The sequence below is a fragment of the Alkalicoccus saliphilus genome (assembly GCF_003044065.1).
Classification (GTDB): domain Bacteria; phylum Bacillota; class Bacilli; order Bacillales; family Salisediminibacteriaceae; genus Alkalicoccus; species Alkalicoccus saliphilus.
Map to the genome: position 1 here is coordinate 86,151 of NZ_PZJJ01000008.1, position 16,133 is coordinate 102,283.

Consider the following 16,133-nt stretch of genomic DNA (forward strand, 5'->3'; position numbering starts at 1 on the left):
CATGATCTTTTTTCTTTACAAGCAGCTCCTTCATCCCGCAACTTCGTTGTTATTAAAGCTCTGATTCAGGACTGCATTTTGTTTACTTGAACACTTCGTTGAGCACTTTTGAAGTTTCTGCATTGTTCAGGTTTTTCGTCACTTTACCGTTTGGCTTTGTCTGAAGCACATCCTCGAATGAGCGGGCCATTTCTGTTTCTCCGACAATATACATCACTTCCCATTTATTAGTCTTTTTCATCTTTTCAATCTTCTGTGCCATATCTTTATAAAACCGGTGCTTGTTTTCTTCAAAGCGCTGTTGGAATTTATCTACATGGCTTGCACCTGAAGCCTTACGATCTCCGGAAGCTATTCCTTCATTCAGGCTCCATTCTTCTTTATTGGAATCAAATTCATAGTTCCACTCGTCCAGAACTTCTCCAAGAGACGTGCTGATAATACGTACTTCGTCGTTATTCGGCATGATGATACCGGAACGAGGATATTCCTCCTGGATTTTTTCAATCTCTTCCAGCTGAGGTTTAGGTTCCCAGTAAAAGTTTGTTTCCACAGGAACCTGAAGGTAATGAACTTTCCATAAATCTTCATGGTCAGAACCGAAAATAACAATAGATTTTGCTAGCCGGGATCGGTTTCCGGCAATTTCATCGTCCACCTGCTTCTTCAGGTTTTTGTACGCTTTTAATTCCTCTTTTGTTCCTGAGGCTTCAATGTATTCCTCGATTCGTTTCAGACCATTCTTAAGGCGGATTTTCCACTCGCCTTTCTGCTGGTCCTGGTCTGCCGGGTCGGTATTTAAGTAAACAGAAAGTACACACTTTCCATCTGGGCATTCAATGTCTTTTAGATTTTTGAGTTCGCTGGTTAATGTCATAAGTGCACCATACCTCCTAAGATATTAATATACTAAGATATTTACCTTTCCTGCTTCCTTCGAAACTTCTTTTTATGTACCGCGCTGCATTTGTTATAAGATCGCCTGCTCCCGGAAGGCCTTCAGGCCCTGAGGTGGGGAAAGATCTTTATACATATGGATCTAGTAAACCTCCTTGTTGATAGAAGAGCATCTGTAGCTCGTTTTTAATATAGGAAACTTCGTTTAAAGAAGGAGATCAGAAGATCCGGCAGGACTGGAGCACAGTTTCCTTTATCCAACACCTAATACATCTATCCACACAAAGATTTATGGCCGCCTGCAGTAAAAAAACGGCAGAATACCGTGTACTCCCTGACCAGGAGCTGGTATTCTGCCGTTTTTTATTTCTCAGTATTCTCTGAATCTGTTCCGCCTTCCGGCAGATGCTCTATAGGCACTTCACCCTGCCCCTGGTCCAGACGTTTTGAAGAACTCTGGACTTCCTGGAGCATACCTTTCCATTCATTGTTAACGTCTTGCAGTACATGCTTCACTTCATCGAAGTGAGACTTCATTTTTTGTGAAGTTTCCATCAGCTGTTTCATATCATCAGAAGCATGGTCAGCTACGCGGGAAATTTTTTCTCCGGAAGACCGGAGATGTTCCACAAATTCCTCCCGGTTTTCTCTGGCCAGAGTAATTACCTGCTTAATCTGAGTAGAGGAATTCGTAGCAAACCTCTTAGTATTTTCCCTTGCTGTCCGGTTTGAAGCCACCGTTACTGCCCCGGCAACAAGACCGGCTATCGTTCCGCTTAATACTAATTTCGAACTTTTTCCCATTATTGGACCCTCCATTTCTTTACTTGCCTGTCTTATGTTTCTTATTCAAGATATCTTCCTTTTTTCCTTTACCCTTAAACAAAAAAAATTAACTCTTGCCTTCTAATTTATTTCTTGTTATTGTCTACAATTGTGTTTAAAACTTTAAAAACATCACAGAGCTGTAACAGCTCTGAAAGAAAATATTGTAGGAGGACTAAATTTGAATTCAAAACAAAAAATTGACTGGCCGGTAATGGTGATCAGCGGCGGCCTGCTGATGGCCTTTGTACTGGCTTCTTTTATTAATACAGAGGCTGTTGGTGCTTTTGTGGATATGTCATTTGCTTTTTCTACGACATATTTCGGAGCTTTCTGGCAGGTACTGATGCTTGCAACTTTTTTAATTGCTCTGTATCTCGCTTTTTCCAAATATGGACGTATCAGGCTCGGAGGTACTGACAAACCCGAGCTGAGTAATTTTAAATGGATATCTATTATTATGTGTACGCTGCTGGCCGGCGGTGGTGTTTTTTGGGCTGCAGCGGAGCCTATGTACCATTTTCTCGAAACGCCGCCTATGTATGACGGAGAAGCGGGAACGATGGAAGCTGTTGTTCCCGCCATGGCGCAGTCTTTCCTTGACTGGGGCTTCCTTGCTTGGGCTATCCTGGGAACACTCGCTGCCATCGTTATTATGTATGGACATTTCCACCGTGGAATGCCCCTGAAACCAAGAACGCTTCTTTACCCTATATTTGGGCCGAAGATTGCAGAAAAGAATGCTCTTGGAACTGCGGCCGATGCTTTTTCCATTATAGCTGTTGCTGCCGGCACTATCGGTCCCATCGGATTTTTAGGACTCCAGGCAGCATACGGGCTCGAAACTGTATTTGGGGTACCTAACACCTTCATGACCCAGTTACTCATAGTATTCGGTCTTGTTTCTATCGCCGCAATTTCTGCGGTGACAGGTTTACACCGTGGAATACAGTTTTTGAGCCGCTGGAATATCGTACTGACGTTTTTACTTGTCGTGCTCGTTTTAATCCTCGGTCCGGGCGCTTTCATTATCGATACTTTTATCGGTACTTTCGGCGTTTATACACGGGATTTTCTCGAGCTCAGCCTGTACCGGGGTGACACAGCCTGGCTTTCATTCTGGACACTGTTTTTCTGGGGATGGTTTATCGGCTATGCTCCGATGATGGCTATCTTCATCAGCAGAATCTCCAGAGGCCGTACAATTCGTGAACTTGTCACTGCTGTTGCGATCATAGCACCCGTTATTACAAATTTCTGGTTTTCAGTAGTCGGCGGTTCAGGTATATTTTATGAGCTTCAGGAAGCAGGCGCCGTTTCCGGAGCACTGGATGACGGCGGAATGCCTGCTGCTATGATAGCCATCGTAGAACAAATGCCCTTCGGCACTGTACTTGCAGCGGCCTTCCTGCTCGTTACGGTTATCTTCGTGGCAACAACAAGTGACTCTATGAGTTTCACTATTTCTATGGCAGTGACCGGGAGCCCGACCCCATCAAGTGCCCTTAGAGTATTTTGGGCTGCGTTGATGGGAACAGTAGCTGCTGTGCTGCTCTATTTAGGCGAAGGAAGTGTGGATGCCCTGCAGTCCTTCATTGTTTTCACAGCCGTCCCTGTGTCGCTGCTGCTGCTTCCTACGTTGTGGCTGGCTCCTAAAGTGGTTCAAACTTTATATCACGAACAATTTACCGAAGTACGCAAGAAGAAGGCTTCGTAAAAAAAGTCTCCCCTCATGCAGCTGGAATACTAAACGTAATTCCGGCTGCGTTATAAATTGTTTTTTATACATGCGTAGACATTTCCCTGCTTTTGCCTCCGCAGAACGCTTTCCGGGCGGGCCGGCTTCAGCTAATTTCTTCCTTCCAATGCTCGGAAGAAATGGATCTTCAGCTCGTCCTAGCTCGCCTCGGAGTCGCCTGCTGCAGCTCCAGCAGGAAAATAAAAAGAAGGTTTCTCTTCTAACAACGTGTTGATTCCGTCCTTTCTTCCATTCAGGAGAGGCATTTTCCTCCGGAACGTCCGGCGGGGACGCCGGTGGGATAAAGCGAAGTCGGAAGATCCTTTTCAAAGCCGGAGGGCAAAACAGCTGAGGACCAGCCCCACGGCAAGTTTTCGTCGGTAAGGGCAGGATATATATAACTCATAGAATATATATTCTGAAATCAAGACTTAATCAACACGCTGAAATGCTCATGACATGTTTTATCATGAGCATTTTTGTTGCTTGTTGGTTACTTTCGTTGAAACTGCAATAGAAGAGCTAAATTTTTTCATAAAGGTAAACACCATTTTTTTTCTTTGCTGCGGTTCTTCCTTCTGCCTCCATCAGGTCGAGGTGTCCCAGTGTTTCTGAAAAGGTGAGATCCGGCTGTTTACGATGGATCTCCGGATAAACCTCCCGGCATAGTTCAAACACTGATTTCTTTTCATTCCCAAGTTTTCTTAAAAACATTTCTGCTTTGGAATCCTGCTCGTTCAGCCGCTTCGTTATTAAGGCTCCGGGATCATCGACTGATTTTCCATGCCCCGCAAATACTTTTGAGGCTTCCGTACACTTCTTTAAAGAAGTCCGGTACTGAAGGAGTGTTTTCGGGCGGCTTTTCTCTTCCTTATACGGTGCTTCAATAATTGCATTCGAGGAAATATGGCCGATAATATGATCCCCCGCAATCATTACATTGTCTTCCTGCTGCATAAGTGCTATATGCGACTGTGCATGCCCTGGAGTTTCAATAACGTTCCATCCCGGCATCCCGGGACACTGATCTCCTTCCTTCAAAATGCAATTAAGCTGCACCGGACGGGAATACTTTACATAATGGTCCCGCTGAGATTGAATTTTATCTATCCAGCGTTTATCCATCCCGTTTTCCGTCAAAAACTCCTGAAAAAAGTCATGAATTCTGCTGTAGTGTTCCATATCTTTTTCGAGCCAGGGCTGAAGTTTCCTGTGCCCCGCAGTAATGGCTGTCGATTCGAACATATAAGCTAAACCGATATGGTCCGGATGATGGTGGGTAAGAATCAGGATATCAATATCTTCAAGTGCAAGACCGATTTCTTTAAGCCCTTCTGTAAGTGCTTCCACGGCTTCCGGAGTATCAGGTCCTGTATCAATAAGTATATTCTGCTTTCCCTGAACTGCAAAAACATTGACATCTCCTACGAGAAAAGGCGTGGGAACGGTAATTTGATGTATAACATTCTGATTTGTATTGATTTTCATAACTTATCCTCCCTTTATTAATGTTTAATTTATTAGAGTATGTTCACTGTTGATAACTGGAGAGGAACTTTGCTGTCAACCGGCCTGTCGTGGAAGAGATTTTCGGTTAGGCTGCGCCCTGTCCTCCACTCTCCTTCTTCGACGGGTCGATTACCGCTTCGTTTTTATATAGAAGGGTATTCTTTATTCCGTAAAACCGGTGCCCAGGTGCTTTTTCGAGACACCTGCGGCTGTTCTCCCGGACGGAAGGACAGACGCAGTCAGAAGCGCCCTCCCCAGAGCTTTTTATCGGACTGAATATTTTCAGCGTATCAAAAATCAATTTTGATAGTACTTTTATTAAAACGTTCTAAAATTTGTAACAATTTGATTAATTTAATTATTTAAATTTTTCAGAATTCATGTATACTAAAGTGGACATTATTTATTCAGCAAAGGATGGATGGGCTATGCGAAAACCTATACGCACTAGTTTTGATGAACTCGTTCAACAGAACAAAAAAGAAATTCTTCAGGATCAAAAAGCAATCTCTTTAATAGAAGCAAAGCTTGATGCTAAACATGAGCAGCGCCGGGAAGAAAATTACCGATAATATGTTTTAGTAAAAGCTGACCTTTTCTCAGGTCAGTTTTTTTAAAGTGTTCTCTTATTTTTAAAAGCGGTCATGACATTCATGTCATGACCGCTTCGGTCTGTATAGGAGAAGTTTATAAAGGATTTTTCGCAGCAAGACCCTTTTCTCTTACAGTAATCTGCTTAAACCTGGTACTTTTTAATCAGCGACTGAAACTTCAGAGCGTGGGAAATCTCACCGTCTATTTTCAGCCTGCCGCTCATATATGCCATTGCAGCATTCAAATCGTCGTGAGCCAGCTTTAAAAAGTGGGTTTTATCCATCTTCATGACGAGCTTGGGCTCCTCCACTGCCTTTTCGTAGTAGGCAGCTTTTCCTTCATCAATATGAAGCTGGTAGACCCCGTTCTTCTCATCAGTAATATGAAATTCATAAACGTAGGATAAATCTTTGATGTGCTCAGGGTTTTTCTCCATCCTGTCTGTAAATCCTGCAAGTGCTTCAGCAATTGTCATATTCTTTTCCCCCTGGTACGTTTTTAAAATGAATGCCTGTTCATTTTTTTATTATATATTAATTTGCCTGTTAAGTATAGCAGTCAATAATAAACAAATAAGGCATAAAAAAGCAGTGCTGAAAGTACGATTGTAACAAGAATTCCAGCAGTGAGTATTGTCCCTGAAGCAGATTGGAACTTCTGGTCGTTAATAGAACGCCGGTTTTTGAAGTACAGCACTGTTCCTGAAATCAGCACTCCCATCCCGGCAGCATACGAGATCATGCTGACACCAATTGCCACCGGACCGCCGGCTCCGTTTCCGCTGTTAATTACGAGCTCAACCCCGAATACGAGAAAACCGATTCCTTTCATAGCAAGAGCTGTCCTTATCCAGGCAAGGAAAGTTCTTTCATTCGCAAGATGCTGCTGAATATAAAATGCGTCGTTTTTGTCAGCCATGCAGCCATCCTTTCTGTCCATGAGGTATTAATAACAAATCATTCTGGAATATAAGGGTGTTTCATGATAAGGTTTATTATTGGTATTAACGAAATGGATGACAGGAGTTTGATTATGAAAAACACTTATATTATAGGGTTATTTTACCTTGCCGGACTTATATTTCTTTCTTTCGGTATCAGTCTCATTATAACAGCCGGTCTCGGTGCAGGCCCGTGGGATGCATTTTTTGTAGCGCTTGCCTGGAATCTCGGCCTTACTGTCGGCAGCTGGACGTTCATCGTTGGTTTTGTTCTTATTCTTATTAACGGAGCTCTTTTAAAAGAACGACCTGATTTTTCTGCTCTTATAACAATGTTTATTATCGGCCTGCTGATAGATTTCTGGCTGCTTATCGTTCTTTCCGGTACAGTTCCTGCTTCTCTCATTCTGCAGATTTTTCTTCTGCTGACTGGAATAACATGCTGTGGTGCAGGTATCGCTTCCTATCTTCAATCCTCTTTTGGAAGGAATCCAATCGATAACTCAATGATTGTGTTTCATACCCTTACGGGAAAAAGTCTCTCTTTTTCCAAAACCTTTTTAGAATTGTCTATTCTGGTCGTTGCTTTTATTATTGGGGGACCTATAGGGGCCGGCACCCTGCTTGTAGCCTTCGGAATTGGTCCGCTTATTCAATTTTTTCATAAGCCGATTACTTCTCTGCGCATGAAATATACCGGCTGAATTGGAAAAAGCAGGCGTCCCACTGAGGGAGCCTGCTTTTATTGTACTTTCCTATTGTTTTATATCGTTGGGCGGTTCTATGCCGCGGTAAAAATCTATACTGGTAAAGGTAAGCTGTCTCAACGAAAGCCCTTCCTCTCTTTCATCCTCACGGTTCCTTGACCGCGCCGGTCTTACGTTACTTTTTCAGATTCCAGAGTTAACTTTTCCGCCCGTAACGAGCCTGCGGTAATAAAGCACTTCTATTATCATAATCTTTTTAGAACAAAAAGTCAAATGTTTTTTTCGACTTCTTTTTGTATCTGTTCTGCCAGTTCATCCAGAGAAATCCTGTTTTCAATGTGGTCCCGCATCGGTTTACCATACGTAATATTGACCTCTGCCGGCTTCATTTTCCCATTGTTCGCCTCCATCATTTTATAGGATCCACTGATGGAAACTGGTACAATCGCCACGCCCGACAGCTGTGCCATTTTAAAGCTTCCTTTTTTAAAAAGACCCGTTGTTCCTCCTTTATTGCGCGTTCCTTCAGGAAAAATCACGAGGCTGCTGCCTGTTCTTAAATTGTCTGCTCCTTCCCGAAGCATTTGAACAGCCTGTCTTCTGTCTTTTCTATCAATAAAAACGCACCCCAGCAGTTCCATCCAGGAGGAAATAAGCGGAATACGCTTCACTTCTTTTTTCGAAATAAAGCCTATTTTGCGGCCGGCCGTATGAAGCAGAAGGGGGATATCAAAATTCCCCTGGTGGTTACTGACGAACAGCACCGGTTCTTCCTCCGGTATATTTTCCCTTCCGTAAACATTGGCTTTCCCTCCAGCCAGGTGAAATAGTCTCCGCGCCCATCTTTCCGCCTTCTGCTGTACAAATTTATCAGCAGCTTTTCCGTCCCTTTTTTGAAGCTGCCGGGCTTTCCGCAGAGATGGTGAGACAATAAGCAGATAAAGAAAAAAATAAGTGAACCAAATTAACGTTCGCAGCATACAATCAGCCTCTTTCGATTAATCGTTTCAATGTATAAATATTTCGGTACTGCCAGTCATCCCATGGACCGTCAAATATACCCCGCTGGTTGATAAGCGGTAGTAAAAACGTCTTTTTTCAATGGCTGCCTTGAAAATAAAAAATGAACGTCTGCTTCCGTTTCCATGGAGAGGCTTTCCAAGCGGGCCGCCCTCAGCTAATTCCATCCTTCTGAACGGATCTTCGGCTCGTCCTTGCTCTGGAATCCCCTTCATGTCCACTACAGCTTACGGTAAAAAGACAAAGTATAAACAGGCTTCGTTCCACCTGTTTAAATAGGAGATACTCTTACTGGAAAAAGATCTTCTCATTCCTCATGGTGCAATGTTTTTGCAGAAATGGCTCTGTTAAAGCTCCGTGTTATTTCTGAGTGTGTTCAGTTCCAATAAACAGATACGGAAGCAGACACCATTAAGTCATTCATTATAAAAATGTCAAACACAAATATTATATAAAAAGGCTGTTATGAAGTATATAGGTTTATTGTTAGTCCCTTTAACAGACGTGTGAAATTTTATAATTGAGGGAAATTACCCACCAGGATTAAAAAAGGAGTGATTTTCATGCCACGGTATGATATTACCGTTACCGGACGGGTCCAGGGAGTCGGCTTCCGCTATTTCACACAGATGGAGGCTAAAAAAAGAAAACTCACCGGCTGGGTAAGAAACGAAACAGATGGAAATGTCCGTCTTGAAGTACAGGGAAATGAGGACAGCCTGGACAGCTTTATTCAGTCTTTAAAAGAGGCGCAGTATCCGGCGAAAGTAGAAGATGTTATTGCAGTCACGGTGGATACAGAAGAAAAAGAGAAAAAATTTTCTATTCTCCATTAAAGCAGCTCCCTTCTCCCGCACACAAAAATGCCCTGTATACGCTCAGAAGCCTGTCAGCCATAGCCTGACAGGCTCTAATACTGTTTATAAAGTATTATGCTATGCCCATGCTTTCAACTTTTTGGGACGCCCGTCCTCACAAGCAAATACAGCTTCTATTATTAATAATTTCTCGAAAATTATCTAAAACATGTTTTTTAATAATTCGTACGAACGCAGCCGGTCTTCCGGATTAAAGGTGATAGTACAAATCATAAGTTCATCGGTCTGATAGGCTGAAGCGAACTTTTCCAGCCTGTCTTTAACCTGTCCGGGCCCTCCTACAATCATACGCTTTCTGTTTTCCCGGATTCTTGCGAGATCGTATTCTTCGTAAGGATAGTGGGAAGCTTTTTCCGGAGAAGGTGTTCCTTTTAGTCCGAGCCCTTTTTCCACTGACAATAGAGATAAATCGAGACTGGAAGCGATATAGTCGGCTTCTTCATCGGTGTCAGCACAGACAGCAAAGACCGTTACCATGTTCCATGGTTCTTTCAGCTGTTCTGAAGGCTGGAATTGCTTCCTGTACGTTTCAACAGCTTCTTCCCCTCCCTCAGCATTTATAAAATGAGCAAAATTATACGGAAGGCCTTTTTCTGCTGCAAGCCCGGCACTACCGGCGCTTGTGCCGAGGATCCAGACTGGTGGAATTGTATTTGTCACAGGACCGGCTACAGCTTCCCCATATGCATAGTCCGGAATTTTTTCAAACCTGAGATAGCGGAGCAGGTCATCGATCTGACGGGGAAAACGCTCCGCTCTCCTCGGCTTCCCTTCGCTCAGTGCCAGTGTTGCCCTCGGCATCCCTCCCGGAGCCCTTCCCATTCCGGCATCAATTCTACCAGGGTGAAGAGCTTCCAGCAGGTGAAAATTTTCCGCTATTTTAAAAGCACTGTAATGCGGGAGCATCACTCCCCCGGAACCAAGCCTGATACGGCTCGTATGTGCAGCAAGATGTGCCAGCAGTATTTCCGGACTTGTACCTGCTAAAGAGTTGGAGTCATGGTGTTCTGATACCCAGTACCTGTGATACCCCCACTCTTCTGCTCTGCGGGCAAGTTCTGTTGTATGTTTTAATGCCTCCGAAGCTGTCATTCCTTCTGCAGCAGGAGTCTGATCAAGAATACTTAATTTCATTTCCATACCACTCCCTTCGACTATCAGTATGAATAATCGCCTGCCGAAGAGTCCAGTTTTCTGCTTTTCATTAATTCTTCATATTCACTTCCACGTTTTTTCGTTATGATAATAGCAGATATGTATTAAACCCGGGAGATTAACGTACACTCGTTCATCGGCCGGTATTATCAGGGAGGGAATCACGTGATTATCCGCAGATTAAAACCATCAGAGGCAGAGCAGGCCGTCCGCATGTCAGAATTCGCTTTTCAGTATGAATTAACGGACACAGAAAGAAGAATGCGGATTGCTGATATGAATCCATCGGATACTTGGGTGGCAGAGGAGAAAGGCGATCTGCTTTCAAAACTTACTATTCTTCCACTTCAAATTTTTCTGCATGGAACTCCTGTTTCAGCAGGAGGGGTCTCCGGTGTTGCCACTTGGCCGGAGTACAGAAGAAAAGGTCTGGTTACCCTCCTCCTCCACCACGCTCTCGAAGATATGCGGAACAGTGGGAAAGTGCTTTCCCTGCTTTATCCTTTTTCCATCCCTTTTTACCGTCATTTCGGGTGGGAGCTTTTTGCCGATCAGGAAGTCATTACGATGGAACGGCATCAGTTTCCGAAACAGGAATCTCACGAAGGCTTGTGCCGGCGGCTCACAGAAAACAAAGAAATAATTGCGCCTGTGTACCATCAGTGGGCGGAAAAATATAATGGACCGCTTTTACGGGGTGGAGAGTGGTGGAACAAATCCGTTTTCAAGCGTAAAAAAGGCGATGTCGTTGCCTATTATAGAAATGATAAAATCAGAGGCTATATGATTTACGATATCAAAAATCACCATATGAATATTGAAGAACTCATATGGCTTGATCCGGACGCAAGGAAAGGCCTGTTTTCGTTTATTGCCAATCATGATTCTATGGCTGATAATATTTCCCTGAAACTGCCCGCCCACGAAATGACTCCGCATCTTCTGCCGGACCCTAAAGTAAAAAGAGAAGTTTCTTCCTATTTCATGGCTCGAATTGTCGATTGTACAGCCCTTTTGGAACAATATCCTTTCCAGCTGCAGAAAAATGAAAATATCATTCTGCATATTTCTGACCATTTCTGTACGTGGAACGAACGAACTTATATTATTTCCAAGGATAAAGAAACTAACCGCATCCGTTCCTATTCCAGACAGATGCAGGAGGAAAAAGATTTACCGAAACTACTTCATGAAGGACTTCATATGAGCATCAACACACTGTCCGCCCTGCTTTTTGGAACTTACACTGCACATCGCTTATGGGAGGAAGGCCTTATTTCCGGTCCGGAGGACTCTACGGCACTTCTCGCACGTGCTGTTCCCTCCGGGTCACCTGCTTTCTATGACTTTTTTTGAGCAGCTGAAAAATGTTCATGAGGTTTAAAAAGGGAGGTACATCTTCTACTTTGTCCGACAGTCAGCAGAGTATGCTGTATAATTGATTACGAACTATAACTAAGCTTTCTGCTTAAAGGAGCTGCTGAAGCTGAAACATTTATTTTCTGCCTTTTTCAAAAAACTGTACGGCCCTGTCCCTTCCCACAGCTCACTCCGGTTTTATTACTGGGTGACGGCTTTTATTTTTTTCGTTCCGGCGGTTTTTTCTCCCGTATTTTTTATTATTTACTGGGTAGAAGGCGGCCCGGCCTATGCTTTAACCTACGGGCTGCTTATGCTTCTCGTCGTCTGGGCAGGCCTTCCCCTTTTCTTCCGCCTGATAATGAAAATGAATTACTTTCTTTACAACGAAAAAGATAAACCAAGTAAAAAGCCTTAAGCAGAACGCTTAAGGCTTTTTGTTATTCCCAGAGTTTACGTAGTGTTTTTATGGTGCTTTGCGAAGGATTATACCGGACTGGAAGATCAAACTTCGTCGTCTGTTTAAGAATGCTTTTCCTGTGTGTAAAAGTATCGAAGCTGTCTTTACCATGATAGGCTCCGTGACCGCTTTCCCCAACACCTCCAAATGGAAGGTAAGGGGTGGTAATATGCATAATTGTGTCATTCACACATCCGCCGCCAAAGGAAAGATTATTTAAAACCATATCCTCTGTGTCCTTGTTTTCTGTAAAAAGGTACAGAGCGAGCGGATTAGGTCTCTGTCTGACGATATCCAGAATTTCATGCTCGTACTGGTAAGACATAATTGGCAGAATGGGGCCGAAAATTTCATCCTGCATTACAGCATCTTCCATCTGTACATCCATCATAATCGTCGGTTCTACTTTTCTGCTGTCCCGGTCGTATCCGCCGCCGTAGGATATTTTATTCTTGTCCAGCAGTGCAGCAAGCCGGTCCACATGATTTTCAGAAACAATTCTTGGATAACTACGCTTTCCCCGGACTTCGGGTCCAAAGAATTTTTTCGTAAATTGGATGATGAGTTTCAAAAATTTCCGGCGGATAGACTCATCAACGAGAACATAATCCGGTGCTACACACGTCTGCCCGGCGTTCATAAATTTCCCCCATACAATCCGCTTTGCTGCCAGTTTTAAATCTGCATCTTCTGTAACGATAGCTGGACTTTTTCCGCCAAGTTCCAGTGTAAGAGGTGTCAGATTTTTTGCAGCCTGCTCCATCACTTTTTTTCCGGTTTCTCTGCTTCCGGTAAAAAAGATATAGTCCACCTTCTGGGCAAGAAGAGCTTTAGTTATATCTGCCTCCCCTTCTACTACCGCCACATATTCTTCAGCAAAGGTTGAAGCTATCAGATCCCGTATAACCATGCTCGTGTTAGGCGTAAATTCCGACGGTTTTATAATTGCTGTATTTCCCGCAGCAATCGCCCCGATCAACGGGGTCAGAGCCAGCTGGAATGGATAATTCCAAGGGCTGATAATCAGCGTCACCCCGTAAGGGTCTTTATATATGTAGCTTGTACTTCCGGTATGGGACAACGGACTTTTCTGCTTCTGAGGAGCGGCCCAGTAGTCCATGTTTTTTTCTATATCTTTCAGCTCGCTGTAAAAAAAGCCGACTTCTGTAAGATATGCTTCAAATTCTCCTTTATTTAAATCTTTCTTTAAGGCGTCCATAATTTCGTGTTCTTTTTTCTTTACAGCTTCTTTAAGAAGTTTAAGCTGCTTTTTACGAAAAGCTACACTTCTGGTGGCACCGCTGTAAAAGTAGGCCTTCTGGCTGTTCACAAGGTTCTGCACCATTTCTTCCATAGAATTTCACGTCCTCTGCTGTCTTAAAAGTTATATTATCGCTGGTTCCTGCAGTGAGATCGGCAGGGAATACTCCTAAGGGTTACCTGCCCATAAGACTGCTGTACGTCCATTGTTTCGTTTTCTATCATATCATAATTCAGCAGTCACACCTTCATAAAAGCTTCTTTCGACTGCCTTAATGGTAGTATTATCCTGTTTATGTTAGCATTTTTTTATCAACTCTCCGTGCGGAGGCCCAACTCTCGTGACCAGCCCTGCCGAAAACTGAAGGACATTTTCAAATATTCTCTGCCAGCGTAATTTAGTGTGGAATTGACATACAAATTACCTTCAGCCCCGCATTTCAAATACAGGAGGTCGCCCGTGCTCGAACTATTATGGCAGTATACGCTTATTTTTATTATGGCAGCAACCCCCTGGCTGGAAATACTTATCGTGATCCCACTCGGAATAGGAATGGGTCTCGATCCTTTTGTCGTAGCTTTATTATCTTTCGCCGGAAATTTTCTCCCTGTTTTATTTATCATTTACGTGCTCCATATTTTTCAGCGCACCCGGACATATCGGAAGTGGAAAGTTTTACAAAGACGAAAAAGGCGGCACAAAAAGAAAAAAAGCCGCAGCTTAAAAGCACAGCGTCTTTTTCACAAATATGGTCTGCCCGGTCTTGCAGCTCTCGGCCCTGCTCTTACCGGGATTCACCTTGCAGTTGTTATAGCTTTATCACTGCAGGCCGGAAAGCACCGGACTGCATGGTGGATGGGGCTGAGCCTTATGCTCTGGACAGTATTTCTCACTATAGCAAGTGTTTTAAGTATCGACTGGATTCAGAAAGTTTTTTAACTACACCATCTGAATGCAGTTTTTGCATGCATAAGGAAAATCTCCTAAAGGGTTCTGGAGGTAGAGGACCTTTGTATGCAACCGCCGGAATAAGGGTTATACCAAGGATTAAACCAATAAGCTGCCCCCGTGAAATTTCACGGGGGGTCAGGCTGTTGAAAAAATGTTTTTAAATATATAGGCGCTTTTTTGCTTCCGCCTCCGCAAAACGCTTTCGGTGCATGCCTGCCTCAGCTCCAGCAGGGAAATAAAAGAGGTTCTTTCTTCTATAAAGGAGAGATTTATGCACCCGACAGAATGATGATTTGCACAATTATCCTGCACGGACTTCCGGAGAATTCTCTTGCTGTTACATACAAATTTTCAGGTTACTTCAGACACCGGCGAAAAGCTTCATTAGACTTTTTGTACCAGTGAACACTTTCGTCGAATCTCTTTTCTTTTTCGAGGCAGGCTGCCAGTTTTTCGGTATAGTAAGCAGTTGCTTTCCAATCTTCCAGATCGGTAAAAAAGGGAATAATAAATTCTTTCATTTCTTCTTCAAAATCGTCCCGTTCCTTTTTGTCATAGGCAAGGGAATAATAACGGAAAATCCATTCGAAGCGCTCATCATAGGGAATAATACCCTGACCGCTGCGCATGTCTGCGATAGTTTCCTTTCCATGGTCAACCCAGCTTAAAATATCCTGCTCCGAACCAATGTTTTCAAACTGCTGGAGTATTTTATAAATTGTTATAAGCCGGTCCCTTCCTTCACGCATACGATAACTCTGCTGGAAACAGCGCACAGCCTCCATCTGTTTTCCCATTTGTGCATAAAGCTCTCCCCGGTGCTGCAGAACCTGAGCCTGCAGCCTTCGGTTTTCTGTCTGCAGCCCGATAGTTTCTGCTTTTTCAAGCTCTTTTTCTGCTCTCGAAAATTTATGTACCTTTCGAAAAGCTTTAGCCAGTATAACTCGGCATGCTCCACTCTGTTCGAGATTATACTGCTGGTCATAAACCGCAATAGCTCTTCCGGCTACATCCATTGCAATGGAATAATCTCCAACCTGAAGGGCAATTTTAGCGATGGAAACGTACATATCGGCCATTTCTTCCTCGGGCAGGACGATTGTTTCACTGTAGTCACTCGCATGGCATGCGTGCCCCCTGGCCTTATCGTACTTCTCATAAAATATATAAATGCTCATTAATGTTTTTTCGTAATAAAATTTTATATCTTCGGCTGCTTCTTCGAGAGAAAAGTTAGATATCTCTTCCAGAATTTTTTCAAGCCGGGTAATATTTTCGTTAGCAACCTCCAGTCTCGCCTCAAAAAGCAGATAGAGCAGATGAAGATCCTGATCCTGAAAATAGTCAATCTGTTCAGAAAGATCTGTACGCATCTTTACAGTATCTTCCACATTACCTTTTATAATAGATATATGCCAATTCAATAGTTTCTTCTTTATTTCCTGGTGATCCATTTTTTTCAGATCCGAACGACTGAGGTTAAGGCGTTCCATCAGTTTCATAAGTACGTCCTCCGCCGGGATAATCTTGTTGTTTTCAATCTTACTGTAATAAGATACCGAACAAATACCGCTGCAGATTTCCTCCTGCTTTTTGCGTTGTTTGATACGGTTATGTTTCAGTAGCTTCCCAAGCATATATATTCTCTCCATCCTGACTTATTATTCTTTCACTCGAACCAGTTCATCTGTCGTTTTAAGAAGGGTATTCCTGCGTTGAGAATGATTTAATCTTCAGATGGATGCTTTCCTTAGGGGGGGGGCAGGCTTACACGGAAAAAAGCCTGCATAAGAGAATCTGCAGCATGCGCTGAACCCATCGGGAGTACCCGTCTTCTGC

Annotated in this window: 17 protein-coding genes; 8 read left to right on the forward strand and 9 right to left on the reverse strand. The window is 43.4% G+C overall.

Annotated elements, in window-relative coordinates:
* Window positions 1–82: 82 nt before the first annotated feature.
* Together C6Y45_RS06900 and C6Y45_RS06905 are read right to left on the reverse strand one after the other, a co-directional pair.
* The gene (locus tag C6Y45_RS06900; RefSeq protein WP_107584495.1) at window positions 83–877 is read right to left on the reverse strand and encodes a VLRF1 family aeRF1-type release factor; all 795 of its coding nucleotides are present in this window, start codon (window positions 875–877) and stop codon (window positions 83–85) included.
* A gap of 383 nt (window positions 878–1,260) precedes the next feature.
* Window positions 1,261–1,701 carry a hypothetical protein gene (locus tag C6Y45_RS06905; RefSeq protein ID WP_107584496.1) on the reverse strand — a complete coding sequence of 147 codons (441 nt, stop codon included), beginning with the start codon at window positions 1,699–1,701 and terminating at the stop codon, window positions 1,261–1,263.
* Window positions 1,702–1,936: 235 nt separating this feature from the next.
* Here C6Y45_RS06905 and C6Y45_RS06910 point away from each other — a divergent pair, with 235 nt between their 5' ends.
* Window positions 1,937–3,439, forward strand: a complete 1,503-nt coding sequence (locus C6Y45_RS06910) for a BCCT family transporter (protein ID WP_107584526.1) — start codon at window positions 1,937–1,939, stop codon at window positions 3,437–3,439.
* Between the two features lie 70 nt (window positions 3,440–3,509).
* On the forward strand, window positions 3,510–3,695 hold the full coding sequence (locus C6Y45_RS17425; RefSeq protein WP_160058187.1) for a hypothetical protein: 186 nt from the start codon (window positions 3,510–3,512) through the stop codon (window positions 3,693–3,695).
* A gap of 287 nt (window positions 3,696–3,982) precedes the next feature.
* On the opposite strand, the gene C6Y45_RS06915 is transcribed toward C6Y45_RS17425, so the two are convergent.
* Entirely contained in the window at window positions 3,983–4,948 is a 966-nt protein-coding gene (locus tag C6Y45_RS06915) for an MBL fold metallo-hydrolase (RefSeq protein ID WP_107584497.1), read from the reverse strand.
* Between the two features lie 449 nt (window positions 4,949–5,397).
* Here C6Y45_RS06915 and C6Y45_RS06925 point away from each other — a divergent pair, with 449 nt between their 5' ends.
* Window positions 5,398–5,541 carry an FbpB family small basic protein gene (locus C6Y45_RS06925; protein WP_107584499.1) on the forward strand — a complete coding sequence of 48 codons (144 nt, stop codon included), beginning with the start codon at window positions 5,398–5,400 and terminating at the stop codon, window positions 5,539–5,541.
* Window positions 5,542–5,705: 164 nt separating this feature from the next.
* On the opposite strand, the gene C6Y45_RS06930 is transcribed toward C6Y45_RS06925, so the two are convergent.
* The gene (locus C6Y45_RS06930) at window positions 5,706–6,038 is read right to left on the reverse strand and encodes an SCP2 sterol-binding domain-containing protein (RefSeq protein ID WP_107584500.1); all 333 of its coding nucleotides are present in this window, start codon (window positions 6,036–6,038) and stop codon (window positions 5,706–5,708) included.
* An 83-nt stretch (window positions 6,039–6,121) separates the two neighbouring features.
* On the reverse strand, window positions 6,122–6,481 hold the full coding sequence (locus C6Y45_RS06935; protein WP_160058188.1) for a YidH family protein: 360 nt from the start codon (window positions 6,479–6,481) through the stop codon (window positions 6,122–6,124).
* Between the two features lie 114 nt (window positions 6,482–6,595).
* Between C6Y45_RS06935 and C6Y45_RS06940 the strand changes: the two genes are divergently transcribed.
* The gene (locus tag C6Y45_RS06940) at window positions 6,596–7,207 is read left to right on the forward strand and encodes a YczE/YyaS/YitT family protein (RefSeq protein ID WP_107584502.1); all 612 of its coding nucleotides are present in this window, start codon (window positions 6,596–6,598) and stop codon (window positions 7,205–7,207) included.
* Window positions 7,208–7,479: 272 nt separating this feature from the next.
* Here the strand turns inward: C6Y45_RS06940 and C6Y45_RS06945 are convergent, their stop codons facing one another.
* Window positions 7,480–8,190, reverse strand: a complete 711-nt coding sequence (locus C6Y45_RS06945; RefSeq protein ID WP_107584503.1) for a lysophospholipid acyltransferase family protein — start codon at window positions 8,188–8,190, stop codon at window positions 7,480–7,482.
* Between the two features lie 603 nt (window positions 8,191–8,793).
* Here C6Y45_RS06945 and C6Y45_RS06955 point away from each other — a divergent pair.
* On the forward strand, window positions 8,794–9,066 hold the full coding sequence (locus C6Y45_RS06955) for an acylphosphatase (protein ID WP_107584505.1): 273 nt from the start codon (window positions 8,794–8,796) through the stop codon (window positions 9,064–9,066).
* Between the two features lie 183 nt (window positions 9,067–9,249).
* On the opposite strand, the gene C6Y45_RS06960 is transcribed toward C6Y45_RS06955, so the two are convergent.
* Window positions 9,250–10,248: an LLM class flavin-dependent oxidoreductase gene (locus C6Y45_RS06960; RefSeq protein ID WP_107584506.1), complete on the reverse strand. Its 999-nt coding sequence runs from the start codon at window positions 10,246–10,248 to the stop codon at window positions 9,250–9,252.
* Between the two features lie 180 nt (window positions 10,249–10,428).
* Here C6Y45_RS06960 and C6Y45_RS06965 point away from each other — a divergent pair, with 180 nt between their 5' ends.
* Together C6Y45_RS06965 and C6Y45_RS06970 are read left to right on the forward strand one after the other, a co-directional pair.
* Window positions 10,429–11,619: a GNAT family N-acetyltransferase gene (locus tag C6Y45_RS06965; RefSeq protein ID WP_107584507.1), complete on the forward strand. Its 1,191-nt coding sequence runs from the start codon at window positions 10,429–10,431 to the stop codon at window positions 11,617–11,619.
* Window positions 11,620–11,830: 211 nt separating this feature from the next.
* Window positions 11,831–12,040: a hypothetical protein gene (locus C6Y45_RS06970; protein WP_107584508.1), complete on the forward strand. Its 210-nt coding sequence runs from the start codon at window positions 11,831–11,833 to the stop codon at window positions 12,038–12,040.
* Between the two features lie 22 nt (window positions 12,041–12,062).
* On the opposite strand, the gene C6Y45_RS06975 is transcribed toward C6Y45_RS06970, so the two are convergent.
* Complete coding sequence (locus tag C6Y45_RS06975; RefSeq protein ID WP_107584509.1) at window positions 12,063–13,436, reverse strand: aldehyde dehydrogenase; 1,374 nt, start codon at window positions 13,434–13,436, stop codon at window positions 12,063–12,065.
* A 366-nt stretch (window positions 13,437–13,802) separates the two neighbouring features.
* Here C6Y45_RS06975 and C6Y45_RS06980 point away from each other — a divergent pair, with 366 nt between their 5' ends.
* Entirely contained in the window at window positions 13,803–14,282 is a 480-nt protein-coding gene (locus C6Y45_RS06980) for a small multi-drug export protein (RefSeq protein WP_245922603.1), read from the forward strand.
* 368 nt (window positions 14,283–14,650) lie between these two features.
* On the opposite strand, the gene C6Y45_RS06985 is transcribed toward C6Y45_RS06980, so the two are convergent.
* Window positions 14,651–15,931 (reverse strand): helix-turn-helix domain-containing protein, encoded by a 1,281-nt coding sequence (locus C6Y45_RS06985; RefSeq protein ID WP_160058189.1) that lies wholly within the window; start codon window positions 15,929–15,931, stop codon window positions 14,651–14,653.
* Window positions 15,932–16,133 lie beyond the last annotated feature (202 nt).

Excerpts from the sequence above, each read along its gene's own strand:
- C6Y45_RS06945 (WP_107584503.1), bottom strand. The coding sequence starts at position 8,190 with ATGCTGCGAACGTTAATTTGGTTCACTTATTTTTTTCTTTATCTGCTT.
- C6Y45_RS06960 (WP_107584506.1), bottom strand. The coding sequence starts at position 10,248 with ATGGAAATGAAATTAAGTATTCTTGATCAGACTCCTGCTGCAGAAGGA.
- C6Y45_RS06915 (WP_107584497.1), bottom strand. The coding sequence starts at position 4,948 with ATGAAAATCAATACAAATCAGAATGTTATACATCAAATTACCGTTCCC.
- C6Y45_RS06925 (WP_107584499.1), top strand. The coding sequence starts at position 5,398 with ATGCGAAAACCTATACGCACTAGTTTTGATGAACTCGTTCAACAGAAC.
- C6Y45_RS17425 (WP_160058187.1), top strand. The coding sequence starts at position 3,510 with ATGCGTAGACATTTCCCTGCTTTTGCCTCCGCAGAACGCTTTCCGGGC.
- C6Y45_RS06975 (WP_107584509.1), bottom strand. The coding sequence starts at position 13,436 with ATGGAAGAAATGGTGCAGAACCTTGTGAACAGCCAGAAGGCCTACTTT.
- C6Y45_RS06985 (WP_160058189.1), bottom strand. The coding sequence starts at position 15,931 with ATGCTTGGGAAGCTACTGAAACATAACCGTATCAAACAACGCAAAAAG.
- C6Y45_RS06910 (WP_107584526.1), top strand. The coding sequence starts at position 1,937 with ATGGTGATCAGCGGCGGCCTGCTGATGGCCTTTGTACTGGCTTCTTTT.
- C6Y45_RS06955 (WP_107584505.1), top strand. The coding sequence starts at position 8,794 with ATGCCACGGTATGATATTACCGTTACCGGACGGGTCCAGGGAGTCGGC.
- C6Y45_RS06940 (WP_107584502.1), top strand. The coding sequence starts at position 6,596 with ATGAAAAACACTTATATTATAGGGTTATTTTACCTTGCCGGACTTATA.
- C6Y45_RS06935 (WP_160058188.1), bottom strand. The coding sequence starts at position 6,481 with ATGGCTGACAAAAACGACGCATTTTATATTCAGCAGCATCTTGCGAAT.
- C6Y45_RS06900 (WP_107584495.1), bottom strand. The coding sequence starts at position 877 with ATGACATTAACCAGCGAACTCAAAAATCTAAAAGACATTGAATGCCCA.
- C6Y45_RS06905 (WP_107584496.1), bottom strand. The coding sequence starts at position 1,701 with ATGGGAAAAAGTTCGAAATTAGTATTAAGCGGAACGATAGCCGGTCTT.
- C6Y45_RS06930 (WP_107584500.1), bottom strand. The coding sequence starts at position 6,038 with ATGACAATTGCTGAAGCACTTGCAGGATTTACAGACAGGATGGAGAAA.